We start from the raw sequence: 15,086 nt of genomic DNA, 5'->3' as shown, positions 1-15,086 counted from the left end.
CGGCGGCGCGGACGCTACAGCGCCAGTTCCGCCGCCGAGGTGCACATGGCGCCGACATACTTGCGCGGCGGCGCATCGGCCAGGCCCAGGCGTTCGCGCGTGGCCTCGTCCAGGCTGGCGATGTTGCGCGCGCCCGGAATGCCCATGCCGCCGCCGGCGTCGATCGCCATGGCGTCCTTCATGCACATGCGGTTCGGTTCCACGCAGCGATTGACGATGGCGTCGAACAGGCCGGGCGCGACGCTGGCGTAGCGCTGCACCGGGTTGCGTTCGCTGGGTTGTTCCAGTTTCAGGTAGGTGTCGCGGCCGAGCGTGGCGCCGGAGGCGCGGGCGTCGGCGATCCACTTGTCGAAGCCCTGCTGGTCCAGGCCGTGGAAGCGAAAGCGCATGCCGGAAAAGCCCGCGCCGCTGTAGTTGGCCGACAGGCCTTCGTATTCGCCGGGGTGGTTGATGACCGCGTGCAGCGTCGTCTGCATGCCCGGCATGGCGTAGATCTGGCCGGCCAGCGCCGGGATGAAGAAGGAGTTCATCACCGTGGACGAGGTGATCTTGAACTGGATCGGGCGGTCGACCGGCGCGGCCATTTCATTGACCGCGGCCACGCCCTGTTCGGGGTAGAGGAACAGCCACTTCCAGTCCAGCGCCACCACTTCGACCACCAGCGGCTTGGTGCCGGCCGGCACTTCGCGGCCTTCGGACAGGCGCGCCAGCGGGCGGTAGGGATCGAGCTGGTGGGTGCTGACCCAGGTGAGCGCGCCCAGCGCGATGATGATCAGCAGCGGCGCGGCCCAGATCAGCAGCTCCAGCATGGTGGAGTGGTTCCAGTCGGGGTCGTAGTGCGCGTCGCGGTTGCTGGCGCGATAGCGCCACGCGAACAGGAAGGTCAGGAAGATCACCGGCACGATGATCAGCAGCATCAGGCCGGTGGAGATGATGATCAGGTTGCGCTGCTGCACCGCGATGTCGCCTGATGGCGAGAGCAACACCGCATTGCATCCGGAGAGCAATGGCAGGGCGGCTAACAGCAACAATCCGCGGAACCTTGGGAAAGACGGCATGGCCATACCCCGAAACGTAACCGTGGGAGGTAAACGCAACACTACGCTGGAAGCCGCGAAAAATCTAGGGTAAAAAGAGCAAAAGTATGCACGGAAAGGCGTGCGGGGCAGGGCCGGGCGAGAGCGCGCCGCGGTCCGCGGGGCCTTGGCGCATGTGCGTACGAGTGTGTTGCAAAAAGCGTAGACAAGGCGTTTTTCAAAACCTCCTTTCAGCGAGCACTCACATGGCGACCACCACGCAGTATCCCGGTCATGCCTCCCCCTTGCCCGGTCCGGGCGCGACAGGGGGCGCGGCCAGCCACGCCAAGGTGGCGCCGGGCGAAATCGCCGTGGGGGTCGTCATCGGACGCGCCTCCGAATACTTCGACTTCTTCGTCTTCGGCATCGCCTGCGTGCTGGTGTTTCCACGGGTGTTCTTCCCGTTCGAACCGCAGCTCGAAGGCACGCTGTGGGCCTTTGTCATCTTCTCGTTCGCGTTCATTGCGCGTCCCATCGGCACGGCGGTGTCGATGGCGATCCAGCGGCGCTGGGGGCGCGGCACCAAGCTCACCATCGCGCTGTTCCTGCTGGGCACCGCCACGGTCGGCATGGCCTTCCTGCCGGGCTACAACGTCATCGGCTCGCACGCCATCGTGCTGCTGGCGGTGTTCCGCTGCTTGCAGGGGCTGGCCTTCGGCGGCTCCTGGGACGGGCTGCCGTCCTTGCTGGCCCTGAACGCGCCGCCCCAGCGCCGCGGCTGGTACGCGATGCTGGGCCAGTTGGGCGCGCCTATCGGCTTCATGATCGCCAGCGCGCTGTTCCTGTTCCTGCACCTGACGCTGACCGAGGCGGACTTTCTCGACTGGGGCTGGCGCTATCCGTTCTTCGTCGCCTTCGCCATCAACGTGGTGGCGCTGTTCGCGCGGCTGCGGCTGGTGCTGACCGAGGAATACACGCAACTGCTCGAAGAAGGCGAACTGGAACCCATCAGCACCACGCAGATGGTGCGCGAGCAAGGCTATAACCTGTTCCTGGGCGCGTTCGCGGCGCTGGCCAGCTATGCGCTGTTTCACCTGGTGACGGTGTTCCCGCTGTCGTGGATCGCGGTCAGCGCCACGCAGCAGATCTCCGATGTGCTGATCGTGCAGATCATCGGCGCGGGCGTGGGCATCCTGGGCACCATCGCCTCGGGCTGGATCGCCGACCGCATCGGCCGGCGCACCACGCTGGGCCTGCTGGCCGCGCTGATCGGCGTGTTCGCGCTGTTCACGCCGTGGCTGCTGGGCGGCAGCCCCAAGGCGCAGGATGCGTTCATCCTGATCGGCTTCGCGCTGCTGGGGCTGTCGTACGGCCAGGCGTCGGGCACCGTCACGGCCAACTTCACCAAGCGCTTTCGCTATACCGGCGCCGCATTGACCACCGACATGGCCTGGCTGGTTGGCGCGGCCTTCGCGCCGCTGGTGGCGCTGGGCCTGTCGGCGCGTTTCGGGCTGGTGGCGGTCAGCATCTACCTGCTGTCGGGCACCGCCTGCACGCTGCTGGCGCTGCGCATCAACAAGGCGCTGGAAACGCGTGACTGACGGGAAGATGACGCCAGTACGCGGCAGCGACACGGGGACTTCGTTCAATTGGGCGCGCGCCCTGGTGCTGGGCGCGTTGCTGATCGCCATCGCCATGTATCGGCCGCTGGATCCGCAGGTCATTCCGGCCTGGTATCGCGCCGCGGGCGACGCGTTCTTTGTCATCGTATGCGTGCTGGCCGCGGCGCTCGGCCGTGGCGCGGGCTTTCGCGATATCTGGTCGCGCGGCTTCGTCTCCGGTTTCCTGCTCTACAGCCCGGCCTGGCTGCAAGGCGGTACGGCGCCCGCGGCCGCGCCGTGGCTGCCGACCTTGCTGGTCGGACTGTTGCTCGCCTGGCCTTTGCTGTGGCTGTGCGAGGCGCTGTGGTGGCGGCGCGGGACGCGCGGCGCCTGATCCCGGAAAAGATCGCCACGCCCGAGGGCGCGGCAGGCGTGGCGCGGAACCGCCCGTCCGGGCTGTCCGCCCGCGTCGCGCGGGTCAGCGCACCGGCCAGCCGTACATCTGGCCGCCGTCGCGCCATTGCGCGTTCAGGCCGCGCGGCAGCTTCATCGCGCTGGCCGTGCCCAGGTTGCGCTCAAAGCTCTCGCCATAGTTGCCGACCTGCTTGACGATGCTGTAGGCCCACTTGTCGTCCACCCCCAGGTTCTTGCCCATGCCCGGCGTCACGCCGAGGATGCGCTGCACGTTGGGGTTGTTGCTCTTGAGCTGGCTGTCGACGTTGGCCGAGGTCACGCCGAATTCCTCCGCTTCCAGCATGGCGTTCAGGGTCCAGCGCACCACGTTGAACCAGTTGTCGTCGCCCTGGCGAACCATGGGGCCGAGCGGGCTCTTGGCGATGTTCTCGTCCAGGATCAGATAATTGTCCGGCTGCTCCAGCGTGGTGCGCGAGGCCGCCAACTGCGATTTGTCGGAGGTGAAGGCGTCACAGCGGCCGGCCGCGAAGGCGCGCACGATCTCGTCGTACTTGTCGATCACCACCGGCTTGAATCTCAGGCCGTTGCCGCGGAACCAGTCGGCCAGGTCGAGCTCGGTGACGGTGCCGGGCTGCACGCAGATGGTGGCGCCGTCCAGTTCCTTGAGCTTCTTGACGCCGAGCTTGGCGGACACCATCACGCCCTGGCTGTCGTAATAGTTCACGCCGGTGCTGATCAGGCCCAGCGTGGTATCGCGCGCCATCGTCGGCGTGACGTTGCGCGTCAGCACGTCGACCTCGCCCGATTGCAGGGCGGTGAATCGCGCCTGCGTCGTCAACGGCGTCAGGCGGTATTTGCCGGCGTCGTTGAAGACGGTGGCGGCGATGGCGCGGCACATGTCCACGTCCAGCCCCTGCCAGTTGCCCTTGCTGTCCGGCGAGGAAAAGCCCTGGATGCCGGTGGACACGCCGCACTGCACGTAGCCGCGCTTCTTGACGGTGTCGAGGGTGGGGCCGGCGTGGGCCAGGCTGGTGACGGTGGCCAGCGCCAGGGCGCCGGCCGCGGTTCGGAATATCGGCATTGCGTTCTCCGGCCGGGTCCGGCCCGGCGCCAGGGGGAATGGCTCAGGCGCTCAGCGCGCGGGGCTTGGCGATCTGGTCCAGGCTTTCGGTCAAGGCCTGGTCCAGGATCGAGACGGCGCGGTCGATCTCGTCATTGCTGACGGTCAGCGGTGGCGCGATGCGCCAGACCGAGCCGCGCTCGGGGCGGCGGCGGATGTTCATCGACAACCCCAGCTCGAAGCAGCGCTGCGTGGTCAGGGCGCCGAGCGCGTGATACGGCTCGCGCGTGGCGCGGTCCTGCACCAGTTCCACGCCCAGCAGCAGGCCCAGGCCGCGCACGTCGCCGATGGCTTCGTGGCGCTGCTGCAGTTCCAGCAGGCCGCGGCGCAGGTAGTCGCCCTGGCGGCGGGCGCGCTCCAGCAGTTGTTCGCGTTGCAGCGTCTCCAGCACCGCCAGTCCGACGGTGGCGGGCAGCGGGTCCGAGACGTGGCTGGTGTAGAAGGTGAAGCCTTTCTCGTGCACGTCCTGTTCGATAGCGGGCGTGGTGATGGTGGCTGCCAGCGGCAGGCCGCCGCCCAGGGTCTTGGAGACGCTGATGATGTCGGGCGTGACGCCGAAGTGTTCCGAGCCGGTGCGGCAGCCGAGGCGGCCGAAGGCGGTCTGCGCCTCGTCGAAGATCAGCAGCATGCCGCGCGCGTCGGCGGCACGGCGCAGCGCCTGCATGTAGGACTTGGGCGGCACCAGCACGCCGCCGGCGCTGATCACCGGTTCGACGATGATGGCCGCGGGCCGGCCGGCCGAGGCCATGTCGAACATCTTCAGGCCGATCTCCAGGCAGGCCAGCGCCGACTGCTCGGCGTCCAGGCCGGCGATGTAGGGGCGATACGAGTTTGGCTCGGGCATGACGAACACGCCGGCCGGCGGCACGCCATAACCCTTGCGGTCGCTGGCGTAAGAGACCGAGCCGGCGCCGCTGGTGACGCCATGCCACGAGCCTCCCACCGCCAGGATCTCGAAGCCGCTCTTGTGCATCTTGGCCATGCGCAGCGCGATTTCGTTGCTCTCGGAACCGGTGTTCACGAAGATCGACTTGGTCATGCCCGCCGGCATCCAGTCGCGCGCCATCGTCGCGGCCAGTTGCGCGACGGCTTCCGGGATCATGCCGCTGAAAAAGTGGAAGGCGGTTTCTCCGGCGCGGCGCACCGCGTCGACGATGGCCGGGTGGTTGTGGCCGATGGTGGCGCACATCTGGCCCGAGGTGAAGTCCAGGATCTCGCGGCCGGTGTCGTCGCGCACCACCGTGCCCTTGGCCGACTTGAACAGGTTGGGAAAGGTGTCGCCGCCGTAGCGGATGAGGTATTCGCGGGCCGCCGCACGCAGGGTTTGATCCATGTTTACACTCCGGCAAAAGGCAGGTTCCAATGCGGAACCGACGGACGCAGTGTCTGGCGGCGCGGCGCCGGCGTCCAATGCGAAGTACGCATGCGGCGCCATGCATGGCGCGCATGACCCATGCGAATCGCGCAAGGAGCGGTATGGATACCCGGTGGCTGCAGGACTTCATCACCCTGTCGGAGCTGCGCAATTTCACGCGCGCGGCCGAGGCCCGCAATCTGTCGCAGGCGGCGTTCAGCCGCCGCATCCAGAGCCTGGAGAACTGGGCCGGCGCGCGGCTGATCGACCGTTCCGCTTTCCCGACCCAGCTCACCGAGGCGGGCGAGCGCTTCCGCGTCGCGGCCATCGAACTGGTCAACCAGTTGGTCGAGGCGCGCGCGGGCATCGCCGCCGTGCCGGCGCGCAACCAGTTGCGACTGGCGACGTCCTATGCCCTGGCGACGACCCACCTGCCGCGCTGGTGGCGCGACTGGAGCACGGGCCAGCAGCTCAGTTGCAGCCTGCAGACGGGCAATGTGCATGACACGGTGTCGGCCTTCACGTCGGGTGCGGCCGATCTGTTGATCTGTTTCCACCAGTTGGCGCAGCCATTGCCGCTGGACCTGTCGCGCTACGACTGCCTGACGCTGGGGCGCGAGCTGATTCGGCCCTACGCGGCGCGCGCCCTGGTCGAACGCGAGCGGTTGGACCTGCCGGGCACCACGGCGCGGCCGGTGCCGTTGCTGATGTATTCGCCCAGCGTCTATTTCGCGCGCTTGATCGACGCAGCCATCGAGGGCGGGCCGGAGCCCCTGCACGGTGTGCGCCTGTTCGAGGCGGAGATGTCGGACGTGCTGGGCGACATGGCGGCGCAGGGGCTGGGCGTGGCGTGGCTGGCCGACAGCGCACTGCGGCGGCTGGAGACGGCCGACCTCGTGCCCTTGGCCAACCGCGCCTGGGACATCGAGGTGACCATCCTGGCATTCAAGGACCGCAGCGACGCGCGCGCCGCGGTCGAGGCCGTGTGGCGGCGGATGGCCGCGGCCGCTCAGCCGGCGTAGCCTTCCAGCACGTTGGCGACGTTGACGCCGACCTCGGCCACCGCGTAGCCGCCTTCCATGGTGAACACCGCGGGCAGGTCCAGCCGGGCCAGCCGCGCGCCCACCCGCAGGTAGTCGGCGCTGCGCAGCTTGAATTTCGAAATGGGGTCGCCTTCGTAGGTGTCCACGCCCAGCGCGATCACCAGCGCGTCCGGCTTGAAGCGGCCGATGGCGGCCAGGCCCTGTTCCAGCGCCTCGGTCCAGCCGGCGAAGTCGGTGCCCGCCGCCAGCGGCAGGTTCAGGTTGGCGCCCAGGCCGGCGCCCTGGCCGGGTTCGTCGGCATAGCCCAGGAAGAAGGGATATTCGGTGGTCGGGTCGCCATGCACCGACACGGTCAGCACGTCGCCGCGCTCGTAGAAGATGCTCTGCGTGCCGTTGCCGTGGTGGTAGTCGATGTCCAGCACCGCGACGCGCTCGGCGCCGGCCTCGCGCAGCGCCTGCGCCGCCAGCGCGGCGTTGTTCAGGAAGCAGTAGCCGCCGAAGAAGTCGGCGCCGGCGTGATGGCCGGGCGGGCGCGTCAGCGCCATGGCGGCGCGCGGACCGTGGCCGCCCGCGACCGCGCGCGCGGCGTCGATGGCGCAGGCCGCGCCGGCGGCCGCGGCTTCCCAGGTGCCCGCCGTCAGGGGGCTGCCGCTGTCGAACGAGAACAGGCCGACGCGCGCGGCGAAATTGCTGGGCGCGATGTCGTGGCGGAAGCCGCGCACCGGCCATACCGACGGCAGGATGTCGAGCTCGGCGTTGGCCGGGTCCAGCGCGATCCAGTCGGCCCAGGCGCTTTGCAGGAAGTCGACGTAGCGCGCGCTGTGCACGCGGCGGATCAGGTCCAGGTCGGGCGCGGCCGGCGCCCGTAGCGTGCCGATGCCGCGCTGGCGCAGGGCGTCCAGCACGTATTCGAGCCGGGCCGGGGTCTCGTGACAGGGCACCAGCCTGCCGCGGAACATTTCCTGGCGGCCATCGTGTTTGCCGTGGACGGGATTGTGGAAGATAAGCACGGTAGCGTCTGTGGAAAGAGAGGAAGGGAAACTATAGCGGCCGCAGTGCGTACCAGGCGATGGCCGGCAGCTCGCGCAGGATCGAATACAGGTCGCGCGCCTCGGCGTAGCGGGGCGAGGCGCCGCCGACCTGCCGCACGCCATGGCGCTTGAGGGCCAGCATGGTGCGCGGCACATGAAAGTACTGCGTGATGGCCGTGGCGCTGGTGTAGCCATGTTCGCGCATATAGGCGCTGGCGTGGGTGGCGGTGGCCCAGGTGTCGTTGCCGAGGCTGTCGGCCACCACCTGGCCGGCCGGCACGCCGCGCGCGATCAGATAGTCGCGCATCACCGCCGCTTCATCGTGGCCGGCCGGATCGACGCCGCCGCTGACGAACAGCACGCGGCAGCGCGCGGCGGCGTAGCAATCGTAGGCGCGGTCGAGCCGGGCGGCCAGGCGCGGCGAGGGCTTGCCGTCGGGCGCGACCGTGTTGCCCAGCACCACCGCGACGTCGGCCTGCGGGGCGTCGGCCTGCAGGCCCGCCGCGACCAGGGCGGCGGCGGCCAGCGCCACGGCCACGCCCAGGCTGGCGAGGGCAACAAGGGCGCGGCGGGGCCAGCGGGGCGCGCTCATTGCCGTTTGGGGAAGGGCAGGTCGACTTCGATGGCGTTCGAGTAGACCGGGCTGGTTGCGGCGGCCGGGTCCGTCAGCGCCACGACCAGCCGGTAGCGGCCGGGGGCCAGGTCGGGGAAGAAGGGCACGTACTGGCCGTTGCCGGCGCTTACCTGGTACTCGAACCCGCCGTTTCCGTCCGGACGCCACAGCACCGGGTCGTCGGCCCAGTCGGCCACGTGGCGCGGGCCCGTGGGCGCCGCAGGCCGGTCGGCGTTGTCGGCATAGGCGGGGGAGGTCTGCGCGGCGGCGGCCGCAACGGCGGGCGCGGCCAGCGTCACCGGCGGGCGTTGGTAGAGCGGCTGCAGCGTGCGCCGATCCTGCGCGTCGATGAACAGCAGCCAGATGCGTGGCGATTGCAGTCGCGCCGGCTCGGGGCCGAGGTTGGTCACGTGCAGCGTGAAGCGGCCGCCGGCCTCGTACAGCGTGGTGCCCAGGTGGCCATAGACGGACAGCATCAGGCCGCTCGTGGGCGTGCGCGGCGCCGGGGCATAGCGGTGTTTGTCGATCTTCAGGTCGGCGTAGCGCACCCATGCCGGCGGCGCATCCGCGCTCGCGCCGGCCTCGCGCACCTGCAGCCACTGCGGACGCAGCGCGATCACGTCGAGGCGCTCCCCGGCCTTGGCTGTCCGCGTCGACAGCGCCTTTACATCGGGGGCGTCGTACAGGTCGAGCCGGTCGAAGGGCACGCTGCTGTCGCCATCCAGCGGCGAGTCGTCGCCGTCGATCTGGATGCGCGCCACCGTGCCGTCTTCATTGAATCCGTATGTCAGCTCGAAGGCGCTGTCCTCCAGGTCGAACAGCGCCTGGGCGGTCCACCGCACCGGGCGCGCGGTGCCATCGGGGCGCAGCGCGTAGTCCTCGGTGCCGTTGCTGTCGGCGCCGTAGCGGCAGCCCACCGAGAAGGCGGCCTTGGCGGCATCGAACACGGGGTTGACGAACTGGTGGCACGGGCTGGCCAGCGGCGCGGGATGCGCGATCTCGCGGAACCTGCCTTCCTTGGGCCGGTACAGGAACAGCCGGGCCTGGACCTGGCCGCCGCCGCCGCTCTGGCCGATGACCAGGTCGCGGTAACCGTCGTGGTCGATGTCGGGCGTCTCGAAGACGTCGACCGCTTCGTCGTCCAGGCGGGCGATTTCCTGCGGCGCGCCCTTGCCGACGCGAACGCTGACGCGCTGCTGCGTGGCCCCGTCGACGGTTACTACCGCCCGCAGGCCCGGCTTGATGTCGTAGGCATGGTCGCGCGCGAATGCGTCGGCGCTGACGCCGGCGCCGGCCAGCATGGCCGCAAGCAGGAACATTTTCAAGGCAGCGCCTCCCGGATTTCTTCTCGGCGCATTATGCCCGAGCCGTCGCGCCGCGCGCCGTGCCTGCGGGGGACGCGTCGAGGGTCGCGGCGGCCGCGGGTTCCTGGGTAGAATCATCGGATAGCTTGCGACGCGCGCGCCATGAACCTCCCGTTCCCCATCCGTCAAGAATGCCCGCCGGGCGCCTGTATGTGCGACCGCGACCGGCTGCTGGCCGATCCGGCGGCGGACGTGCGCATCCTGCGGCTCACCAAGGAAGAGGAAAAGCGCCTGGTGGCGCGGCTGGAGAACATTGCCAGCCTGGAAGACCTGCGCGCCATGCAGGGCCGCATGCAGGCGCAATTGGGCATCGTGGTGCGCATCATCCCCAGCGACAACGAAGTGCGCACCTCGCGCGGCATCGCCATCCAGCTCGACGAGCAGCCCGGCCTGTGCCGCAAGACGCGCACGTCGATTCCGGCCGCCATCCGCCGCGGCTTCGACAACAGGCCCGAGATCGTCTACGAGCTGCTGAACGAGCGCGACCTGCTGAACGGCACGTAGCGCCGTCATGCCATGGACGCCGTGGCGGTCGGCGCCCGCTGCGTCCCTACCTGCCGCGCGGCACGGGGCAGGGCGCCAGCGGCACCACGTCGGCGGGCGTGCGGCCCGCTTCGGGCCGGGTATCCATCTTCTTGCCGCTGCGTGCGGGATAGACCAGCAGCACGGCGCTGCCGGGGGCCAGCGTGGGCGCGTTGGGGCCGCCGTAGGCCACGGTCCAGCCGCGCACCGCCAGCGGCGCCAGCGTGTATTGCAGGGCCGAACCGGGCGACACGTGAGCCACCTTGCCGGCGAACAGTTCCTCTTGCCGGGTCTCGAGGCCGTTGACGGACTGGTAGGTGGCGATGCTGACCAGCGCGGCAGATTCGCCGTGCCGCGCCAGGATCGCGGTTTCGTAGCGGCCGGGGGGAATGGCCGTGAGGCTGACGCTGATGTTGCCCTGCGGCTGGCCGCCGCCGTCCAGCCGCACGCCGGTCACGTCGGCCCGCGCCAACGGGGCTGACCCGGTGTTGCGAACCCGCACGCTGTACTGCCCCGACGTGCCGGTCAGCGTACACACCTCGATGCCGTGGGGCGGTGTGTTCGCGTGCGCGGACGCCGCCAGGACGGCGGCGGGCAGGATGGCGGCGCGGAATAGTCGGGACGGCACGGTACGCTCCTATAAGAGGAGGCAGCGCGCCGGGACGCCGCGTTGCCTGCCTTATTACACCACCTGGCGGCCGGGGCCGTCGCCCTGCGGGCGCTTGCCGGCCAGCCAGTGCAGGATCAGCGCCAGCACCAGCAGGGCGGCCATGATGAAGCCCCAGAACAGCCAGCCCAGCACCGCGATCCAGGTGCCCAGGCTGCCGGCCGCGGGCAGGACCTGGTTCAGCAGGTCCACCAGCCACACCAGCCCCGACTGCAGCGACTGGATCAGGCCGGCGTCGACCCAGGGGGCCGCCCACGCGGGCGCCTGCCATTGCGCCGAGCCGATCGCGGCGGCGCCCGGCACCTGGGTCGAGGCGATGGCCGCCAGCACCCAGTCCGCCAACTGTAGCGTCAGCGCCACCAGGCCGGTCCATAGCGCGGCCAGTACGGCGAAAGCGATCCAGATGATTTTCTTCATTGTTGCGGTACTCCGGTGATTCAGGAAAGAAACGCCACGATAGAGCGGAAACGGATTCTGAAAAACCAGCGTCTTTGTGACAATCATTAAGAAAAAACCGAAGTCTTGGCATGCGCCAGTATCTGCTGCACTAGCGGGTGGTGCTGCCCGCGCCGATTGCGGATGCCGTGGATTTCCTCGTGCACGCTGTCGCAGCGCGCCAGCGGCCGCAGGCCGCGCAGCAGGCCGCGCAGCAGGCCGACGTCGTCGCCGCCCAGGCGGCTGAGCGGGAACACGCCCAGGCCGCGCGCGGCGAACACCGACATCAGCGCGCTGTCCTCGAACTCGCCGACCACGTTGGGCCGCAGGCCTTGTTCATTGAACCACCGGTCCAGCGTCTGGCGCAGCACCGAATGGCCGGTCGGCAGCAACACCGGCAGGCGCTCCAGGCAGCGCGGGAAGTCCTGCGTGTCGGCCTTGCGCACCAGCCGCGCCGGGCCGTACCAATCGACCGGCGAGGACACCAGCCGGTCGCTGGTCAGGCGCAGGTTGGGGTTGGCCGGCGCGCCCTGGCCGGCCAGCACCAGGTCCAGGTGGTGGCGCGCCAGTTCGCCCAGCAGTTCCTCGACCTCGCCCTCGTGGCAGGTCAGGCGCAGGTCGGGGGTGTCCAGCACCGGCCCCAGCAGCGCGTGGGCGGCGAGCTTGGAGATGCCGTCCGACAGGCCCACCGACAGGCGGATCACCGGCTTGGTGGCGGCGGCGCGGACTTCCTGCGGCAGTTCCTGGCCGATCTGGAAGATCTCCTCGGCGCGGGCGAAGGCGGCCTGCCCGGCGTCGGTCAGGGCCACCCCGCGCCCGGCCGGACGCAGCAACTGGTGGCCCAGGTTCTTTTCCAGTTCGCGCACCTGGGCGCTGATGGTCTGGATGGCCATGTCGAGGCGCTCGGCGGCGCGCGAGAAGCCGCCTTCCTTGGCGACCATCCAGAAGTAGTACAGGTGGCGGTAATTGAGCATGGCGATGTTCACTTCGGTTTTTTCGAACCATAACTCACTTTCAGGCTGATTTCTCCATCGGCCCGGGATCCGGATCATGAGGGCCTTCACACACAAGCGGGAACATCATGGAAGCCTTGCTCTCATTTCTACAAGCCGACTTCGCCGGCACGCCGGCCTGGAGCTGGCTGCTGTTCATCGGCATCGTCATCTCCCTGCTGGTCTTCGACCTGGGCGTGCTGCACAAGGAAGACCGCGAGATCGGCGTGCGCGAAAGCCTGCTGCTGTCGGCGGGTTACATTTCGGCCGCGTTGCTGTTCGGCGGCTGGGTCTGGTGGCAGATGGGCCCGGCCAGCGGCATGGCCTACTACACGGGCTTCCTGATCGAGAAATCGCTGTCGCTGGACAATGTGTTCGTGATCGCGCTGATCTTCAGTTTCTTCGCCATCCCGCGCCAGTTCCAGCACCGCGTGCTGTTCTGGGGCATCCTGGGAGTGATCGTGCTGCGCGCCATCATGATCGGCCTGGGCGCCGCGCTGGTCAGCAACTTCGGCTGGTTGATGTACCTGTTCGGCGCGTTCCTGGTGTTCACCGGCATCAAGATGTGGATGATCGCCGACCAGGAGCCGGACATCGCCACCAACCCGATCCTGAAGTTCCTCAAGCGCCGCATGCGCGTGACCGATGGGCTGCGCGGCAACGCCTTCTGGGTGCGCGAGCCGGATGCGGCCACGGGCAAGACGGTGCGCTGGGCCACGCCGCTGTTCCTGGCCCTGGTGCTGATCGAGTTCGTGGACCTGTTGTTCGCGGTGGACTCGGTGCCGGCGATCTTCGCCATCACCACCGACCCGTTCATCGTGTACACCAGCAACATCTTCGCGATCCTGGGCCTGCGCGCGCTGTACTTCGCGCTGGCGGCGATGATCCACCGCTTCCACTACCTGAAGTACGCGCTGTCGCTGGTACTGGTGTTCATCGGCACGAAGATCTTCCTGGTCGGCTTCATCGGCAAGATTCCCGCCGTGGTGTCGCTGTCGGTGACCTTCGGCCTGATCGGCGGCGGCGTGCTGTTCTCGCTGTGGAAGACCCGCTCGGGGGCGTCGCAGCCTGAGCTGAAGACCGAGTAAGCCCGGCAAGAGCAGAGGGCCCGCCCATGGCGGGCCCTTTTTCATCGCCGAGCCGCCTCAAGATGAAAAAGCCCCCTCGGGGGGGCAGCAAGCCGAAGGCGCGGCGTGGGGGCCCTTTTTCATCGCCGAGCCGCCTCAAGATGAAAAAGCCCCCTCGGCGGGGGCGGGGTCGAGCGTGCGCAGGAAGTCGGCGATGGCCGCGGCGGCGGCCTCGGGCGCGGCCTGCAACAGGCAGTGCGGCGCGTCGATGTCGACCAGGAGGGTCTGCGGCGCCAATTGCCTGACCAGCGTGGCGGCGGCGGGCGGCACCACGCGGTCGTGGCGCGCCTGCAGGTATAGCAGCGGCAGGCGCACGCCGGCACATGCCGCGCGTTGGTCGGCGGCCATCACGGCCTGGAGGCGGGCTCGCATGACGGCGGGCGCCACCTGCGCGACGGCCCGGTCCAGCGCGGCGCGCAGCGCCGGCGTGCCATGGGCACCCAGCAACAGGTGATGCAGGACCGCGCGCGGCAGCAGTGTGACCGGCAGCCAGTTGGCCAGCGGCCGCGCCAGGCCCAGCCGGGGATGCGGCGCGCGCACGAACGAGGCGCACAGGATCAGGCCGCGCAGGTTTGGCGGCGGCGCGGCGGCGATGGCGGCGCCCAGCGGTCCCGAGAAGGATTCGGCCAGCAGCACGAAGGGCGCCTGCGCGGGCAGGGCTTGGCGCACGCGCTGTTCGAGCGCGGGGTAACCGAGCGGCTCGCGGGCGGGATAGCGCAGCACCATGGGCGGCGGCGCGGGGGGCAGCGCGGACAGCAGCGGATCAAACAGATCGCCGGTGCCGTCCATGCCGGGCAACAGGACCAGTTGCGGAGGCATTCATCAAGTTCCGGATGGGGAATGGTCGCATTCTGACAGGGTGTCGGCATATCCAGTAAATATGAATGTGTAGCCCTATATATATTTGTCATATGGAATGACGCGGCGTAGAGTGCGGAACGTACCCAGACCCACGCAAGGAGCCGCCATGACCTGGTCCGCCAAACAGTATTCCGCCTTTGAAAACGAACGCACCCGCCCGGTGCGCGACCTGGTTGCCGCCCTGCCGAACGAACAGGTCGGCCACGCGGTGGATCTGGGCTGCGGCCCCGGCAACTCCACCGAGGTGCTGGCCGCCCGCTACCCGCAGGCCGACGTGACCGGCATGGACAGCTCCGACGACATGGTGCAGGCGGCGCGCAAGCGCCTGCCGTCGATCGCGTTCGAACTGGCCGACATCGAAACCTGGAATCCGCCGCGCCAGTACGACGTGATCCTGGCCAACGCCGCGCTGCAGTGGGTGCCGGACCACGCGACCCTCTATCCGCGCCTGGTGGGCAAGCTGGCGCCGGGCGGCAGCCTGGCGGTGCAGACGCCGGACAACCTGGAAGAGCCGGCCCACAAGCTGGCGCGCCAGGTCGCCGCCGACGGCCCCTGGGCCGGCAAGATCGGCGGCGTCAAGCATCCGCCGCGTCACAGCGCCGCCTGGTACTACGAACTGCTCAAGCCGCATTGCGGCCGACTGGACGTCTGGCGCACGACCTACATGCACCCGCTGGCAGGCGCGCAGGCGGTGGTGGAATGGTTCAAGGGCACGGCGCTGCGGCCCTATCTGAACAAGCTGGACGCTGACGAACAGGCGGCCTTCCTGGCGCGCTATCGGGACGAGATTGCGCGCGCCTATCCCGCGTTGGCCGATGGCACCGTGCTGCTGCCGTTCCCGCGGCTGTTCCTGGTGGCGGGTCCCAAGGACTGAAGCGGCGCGCCCGGTCCGCCACGCCGCCGCGCCCTTGCGCGGGAACCGCGGC

At 69.2% G+C, this 15,086-nt stretch carries 16 protein-coding genes; 6 read left to right on the top strand and 10 right to left on the bottom strand.

Going from position 1 to position 15,086, the window contains the following annotated elements:
* Window positions 1-14: 14 nt before the first annotated feature.
* Entirely contained in the window at window positions 15-1,058 is a 1,044-nt protein-coding gene (cyoA, locus tag AAID08_RS23665) for a ubiquinol oxidase subunit II (protein ID WP_064527038.1), read from the bottom strand.
* Window positions 1,059-1,282: 224 nt separating this feature from the next.
* Here cyoA and AAID08_RS23660 point away from each other — a divergent pair, with 224 nt between their 5' ends.
* Together AAID08_RS23660 and AAID08_RS23655 are read left to right on the top strand one after the other, a co-directional pair.
* Complete coding sequence (locus tag AAID08_RS23660) at window positions 1,283-2,617, top strand: MFS transporter (protein ID WP_049075865.1); 1,335 nt, start codon at window positions 1,283-1,285, stop codon at window positions 2,615-2,617.
* Window positions 2,618-2,624: 7 nt separating this feature from the next.
* Window positions 2,625-3,011: a hypothetical protein gene (locus AAID08_RS23655; RefSeq protein WP_116792934.1), complete on the top strand. Its 387-nt coding sequence runs from the start codon at window positions 2,625-2,627 to the stop codon at window positions 3,009-3,011.
* A gap of 84 nt (window positions 3,012-3,095) precedes the next feature.
* On the opposite strand, the gene AAID08_RS23650 is transcribed toward AAID08_RS23655, so the two are convergent.
* Window positions 3,096-4,112, bottom strand: coding sequence for an amino acid ABC transporter substrate-binding protein (locus tag AAID08_RS23650; protein ID WP_395756954.1), 1,017 nt, complete (start codon window positions 4,110-4,112; stop codon window positions 3,096-3,098).
* Between the two features lie 43 nt (window positions 4,113-4,155).
* Window positions 4,156-5,484, bottom strand: a complete 1,329-nt coding sequence (locus AAID08_RS23645) for an aspartate aminotransferase family protein (RefSeq protein WP_054428709.1) — start codon at window positions 5,482-5,484, stop codon at window positions 4,156-4,158.
* Window positions 5,485-5,627: 143 nt separating this feature from the next.
* On the opposite strand from AAID08_RS23645, the gene AAID08_RS23640 reads away from it, so the two are divergent.
* Window positions 5,628-6,527: a LysR family transcriptional regulator gene (locus AAID08_RS23640; RefSeq protein WP_395756953.1), complete on the top strand. Its 900-nt coding sequence runs from the start codon at window positions 5,628-5,630 to the stop codon at window positions 6,525-6,527.
* On the opposite strand, the gene AAID08_RS23635 is transcribed toward AAID08_RS23640, so the two are convergent.
* From AAID08_RS23635 to AAID08_RS23625, 3 genes are read right to left on the bottom strand one after another with little or no spacing between them, the layout of a single operon-like run.
* Window positions 6,515-7,558: a histone deacetylase family protein gene (locus AAID08_RS23635; protein WP_395756952.1), complete on the bottom strand. Its 1,044-nt coding sequence runs from the start codon at window positions 7,556-7,558 to the stop codon at window positions 6,515-6,517. The genes AAID08_RS23640 and AAID08_RS23635 overlap by 13 nt on opposite strands.
* Window positions 7,559-7,589: 31 nt before the next feature.
* Window positions 7,590-8,171, bottom strand: coding sequence for a vancomycin high temperature exclusion protein (locus tag AAID08_RS23630; protein ID WP_116792929.1), 582 nt, complete (start codon window positions 8,169-8,171; stop codon window positions 7,590-7,592).
* Window positions 8,168-9,511 carry a hypothetical protein gene (locus AAID08_RS23625; protein WP_395756951.1) on the bottom strand — a complete coding sequence of 448 codons (1,344 nt, stop codon included), beginning with the start codon at window positions 9,509-9,511 and terminating at the stop codon, window positions 8,168-8,170. Before AAID08_RS23625 ends, AAID08_RS23630 begins: the two co-directional genes overlap by 4 nt.
* Window positions 9,512-9,658: 147 nt before the next feature.
* On the opposite strand from AAID08_RS23625, the gene AAID08_RS23620 reads away from it, so the two are divergent.
* Window positions 9,659-10,060, top strand: a complete 402-nt coding sequence (locus AAID08_RS23620) for a hypothetical protein (RefSeq protein WP_395756950.1) — start codon at window positions 9,659-9,661, stop codon at window positions 10,058-10,060.
* A 46-nt stretch (window positions 10,061-10,106) separates the two neighbouring features.
* Here AAID08_RS23620 and AAID08_RS23615 read toward each other — a convergent pair whose 3' ends face one another.
* From AAID08_RS23615 to AAID08_RS23605, 3 genes are all read right to left on the bottom strand, one after another.
* The gene (locus tag AAID08_RS23615; protein ID WP_395756949.1) at window positions 10,107-10,706 is read right to left on the bottom strand and encodes a hypothetical protein; all 600 of its coding nucleotides are present in this window, start codon (window positions 10,704-10,706) and stop codon (window positions 10,107-10,109) included.
* 54 nt (window positions 10,707-10,760) lie between these two features.
* The gene (locus AAID08_RS23610; protein WP_054500865.1) at window positions 10,761-11,162 is read right to left on the bottom strand and encodes a hypothetical protein; all 402 of its coding nucleotides are present in this window, start codon (window positions 11,160-11,162) and stop codon (window positions 10,761-10,763) included.
* Between the two features lie 86 nt (window positions 11,163-11,248).
* Window positions 11,249-12,154 (bottom strand): LysR family transcriptional regulator, encoded by a 906-nt coding sequence (locus tag AAID08_RS23605; protein WP_395757839.1) that lies wholly within the window; start codon window positions 12,152-12,154, stop codon window positions 11,249-11,251.
* 107 nt (window positions 12,155-12,261) lie between these two features.
* On the opposite strand from AAID08_RS23605, the gene AAID08_RS23600 reads away from it, so the two are divergent.
* Window positions 12,262-13,260: a TerC family protein gene (locus AAID08_RS23600; RefSeq protein WP_006387384.1), complete on the top strand. Its 999-nt coding sequence runs from the start codon at window positions 12,262-12,264 to the stop codon at window positions 13,258-13,260.
* Window positions 13,261-13,395: 135 nt separating this feature from the next.
* Here AAID08_RS23600 and AAID08_RS23595 read toward each other — a convergent pair whose 3' ends face one another.
* Window positions 13,396-14,118 (bottom strand): serine aminopeptidase domain-containing protein, encoded by a 723-nt coding sequence (locus tag AAID08_RS23595; RefSeq protein ID WP_395756948.1) that lies wholly within the window; start codon window positions 14,116-14,118, stop codon window positions 13,396-13,398.
* A gap of 148 nt (window positions 14,119-14,266) precedes the next feature.
* On the opposite strand from AAID08_RS23595, the gene tam reads away from it, so the two are divergent.
* Entirely contained in the window at window positions 14,267-15,034 is a 768-nt protein-coding gene (tam, locus tag AAID08_RS23590) for a trans-aconitate 2-methyltransferase (protein ID WP_054415298.1), read from the top strand.
* The last annotated feature ends 52 nt before the right edge of the window (window positions 15,035-15,086 follow it).

Source organism: Achromobacter sp. EB05 (assembly GCF_044232075.1).
Lineage (GTDB): Bacteria > Pseudomonadota > Gammaproteobacteria > Burkholderiales > Burkholderiaceae_B > Achromobacter > Achromobacter dolens.
This window is presented reverse-complemented; position numbering and strand designations above follow the sequence as displayed.

Excerpts from the sequence above, each read along its gene's own strand:
- cyoA (WP_064527038.1), bottom strand. The coding sequence starts at position 1,058 with ATGCCGTCTTTCCCAAGGTTCCGCGGATTGTTGCTGTTAGCCGCCCTG.
- AAID08_RS23660 (WP_049075865.1), top strand. The coding sequence starts at position 1,283 with ATGGCGACCACCACGCAGTATCCCGGTCATGCCTCCCCCTTGCCCGGT.
- AAID08_RS23655 (WP_116792934.1), top strand. The coding sequence starts at position 2,625 with ATGACGCCAGTACGCGGCAGCGACACGGGGACTTCGTTCAATTGGGCG.
- AAID08_RS23650 (WP_395756954.1), bottom strand. The coding sequence starts at position 4,112 with ATGCCGATATTCCGAACCGCGGCCGGCGCCCTGGCGCTGGCCACCGTC.
- AAID08_RS23645 (WP_054428709.1), bottom strand. The coding sequence starts at position 5,484 with ATGGATCAAACCCTGCGTGCGGCGGCCCGCGAATACCTCATCCGCTAC.
- AAID08_RS23640 (WP_395756953.1), top strand. The coding sequence starts at position 5,628 with ATGGATACCCGGTGGCTGCAGGACTTCATCACCCTGTCGGAGCTGCGC.
- AAID08_RS23630 (WP_116792929.1), bottom strand. The coding sequence starts at position 8,171 with ATGAGCGCGCCCCGCTGGCCCCGCCGCGCCCTTGTTGCCCTCGCCAGC.
- AAID08_RS23625 (WP_395756951.1), bottom strand. The coding sequence starts at position 9,511 with ATGTTCCTGCTTGCGGCCATGCTGGCCGGCGCCGGCGTCAGCGCCGAC.
- AAID08_RS23620 (WP_395756950.1), top strand. The coding sequence starts at position 9,659 with ATGAACCTCCCGTTCCCCATCCGTCAAGAATGCCCGCCGGGCGCCTGT.
- AAID08_RS23610 (WP_054500865.1), bottom strand. The coding sequence starts at position 11,162 with ATGAAGAAAATCATCTGGATCGCTTTCGCCGTACTGGCCGCGCTATGG.
- AAID08_RS23605 (WP_395757839.1), bottom strand. The coding sequence starts at position 12,154 with ATGCTCAATTACCGCCACCTGTACTACTTCTGGATGGTCGCCAAGGAA.
- AAID08_RS23600 (WP_006387384.1), top strand. The coding sequence starts at position 12,262 with ATGGAAGCCTTGCTCTCATTTCTACAAGCCGACTTCGCCGGCACGCCG.
- AAID08_RS23595 (WP_395756948.1), bottom strand. The coding sequence starts at position 14,118 with ATGCCTCCGCAACTGGTCCTGTTGCCCGGCATGGACGGCACCGGCGAT.
- tam (WP_054415298.1), top strand. The coding sequence starts at position 14,267 with ATGACCTGGTCCGCCAAACAGTATTCCGCCTTTGAAAACGAACGCACC.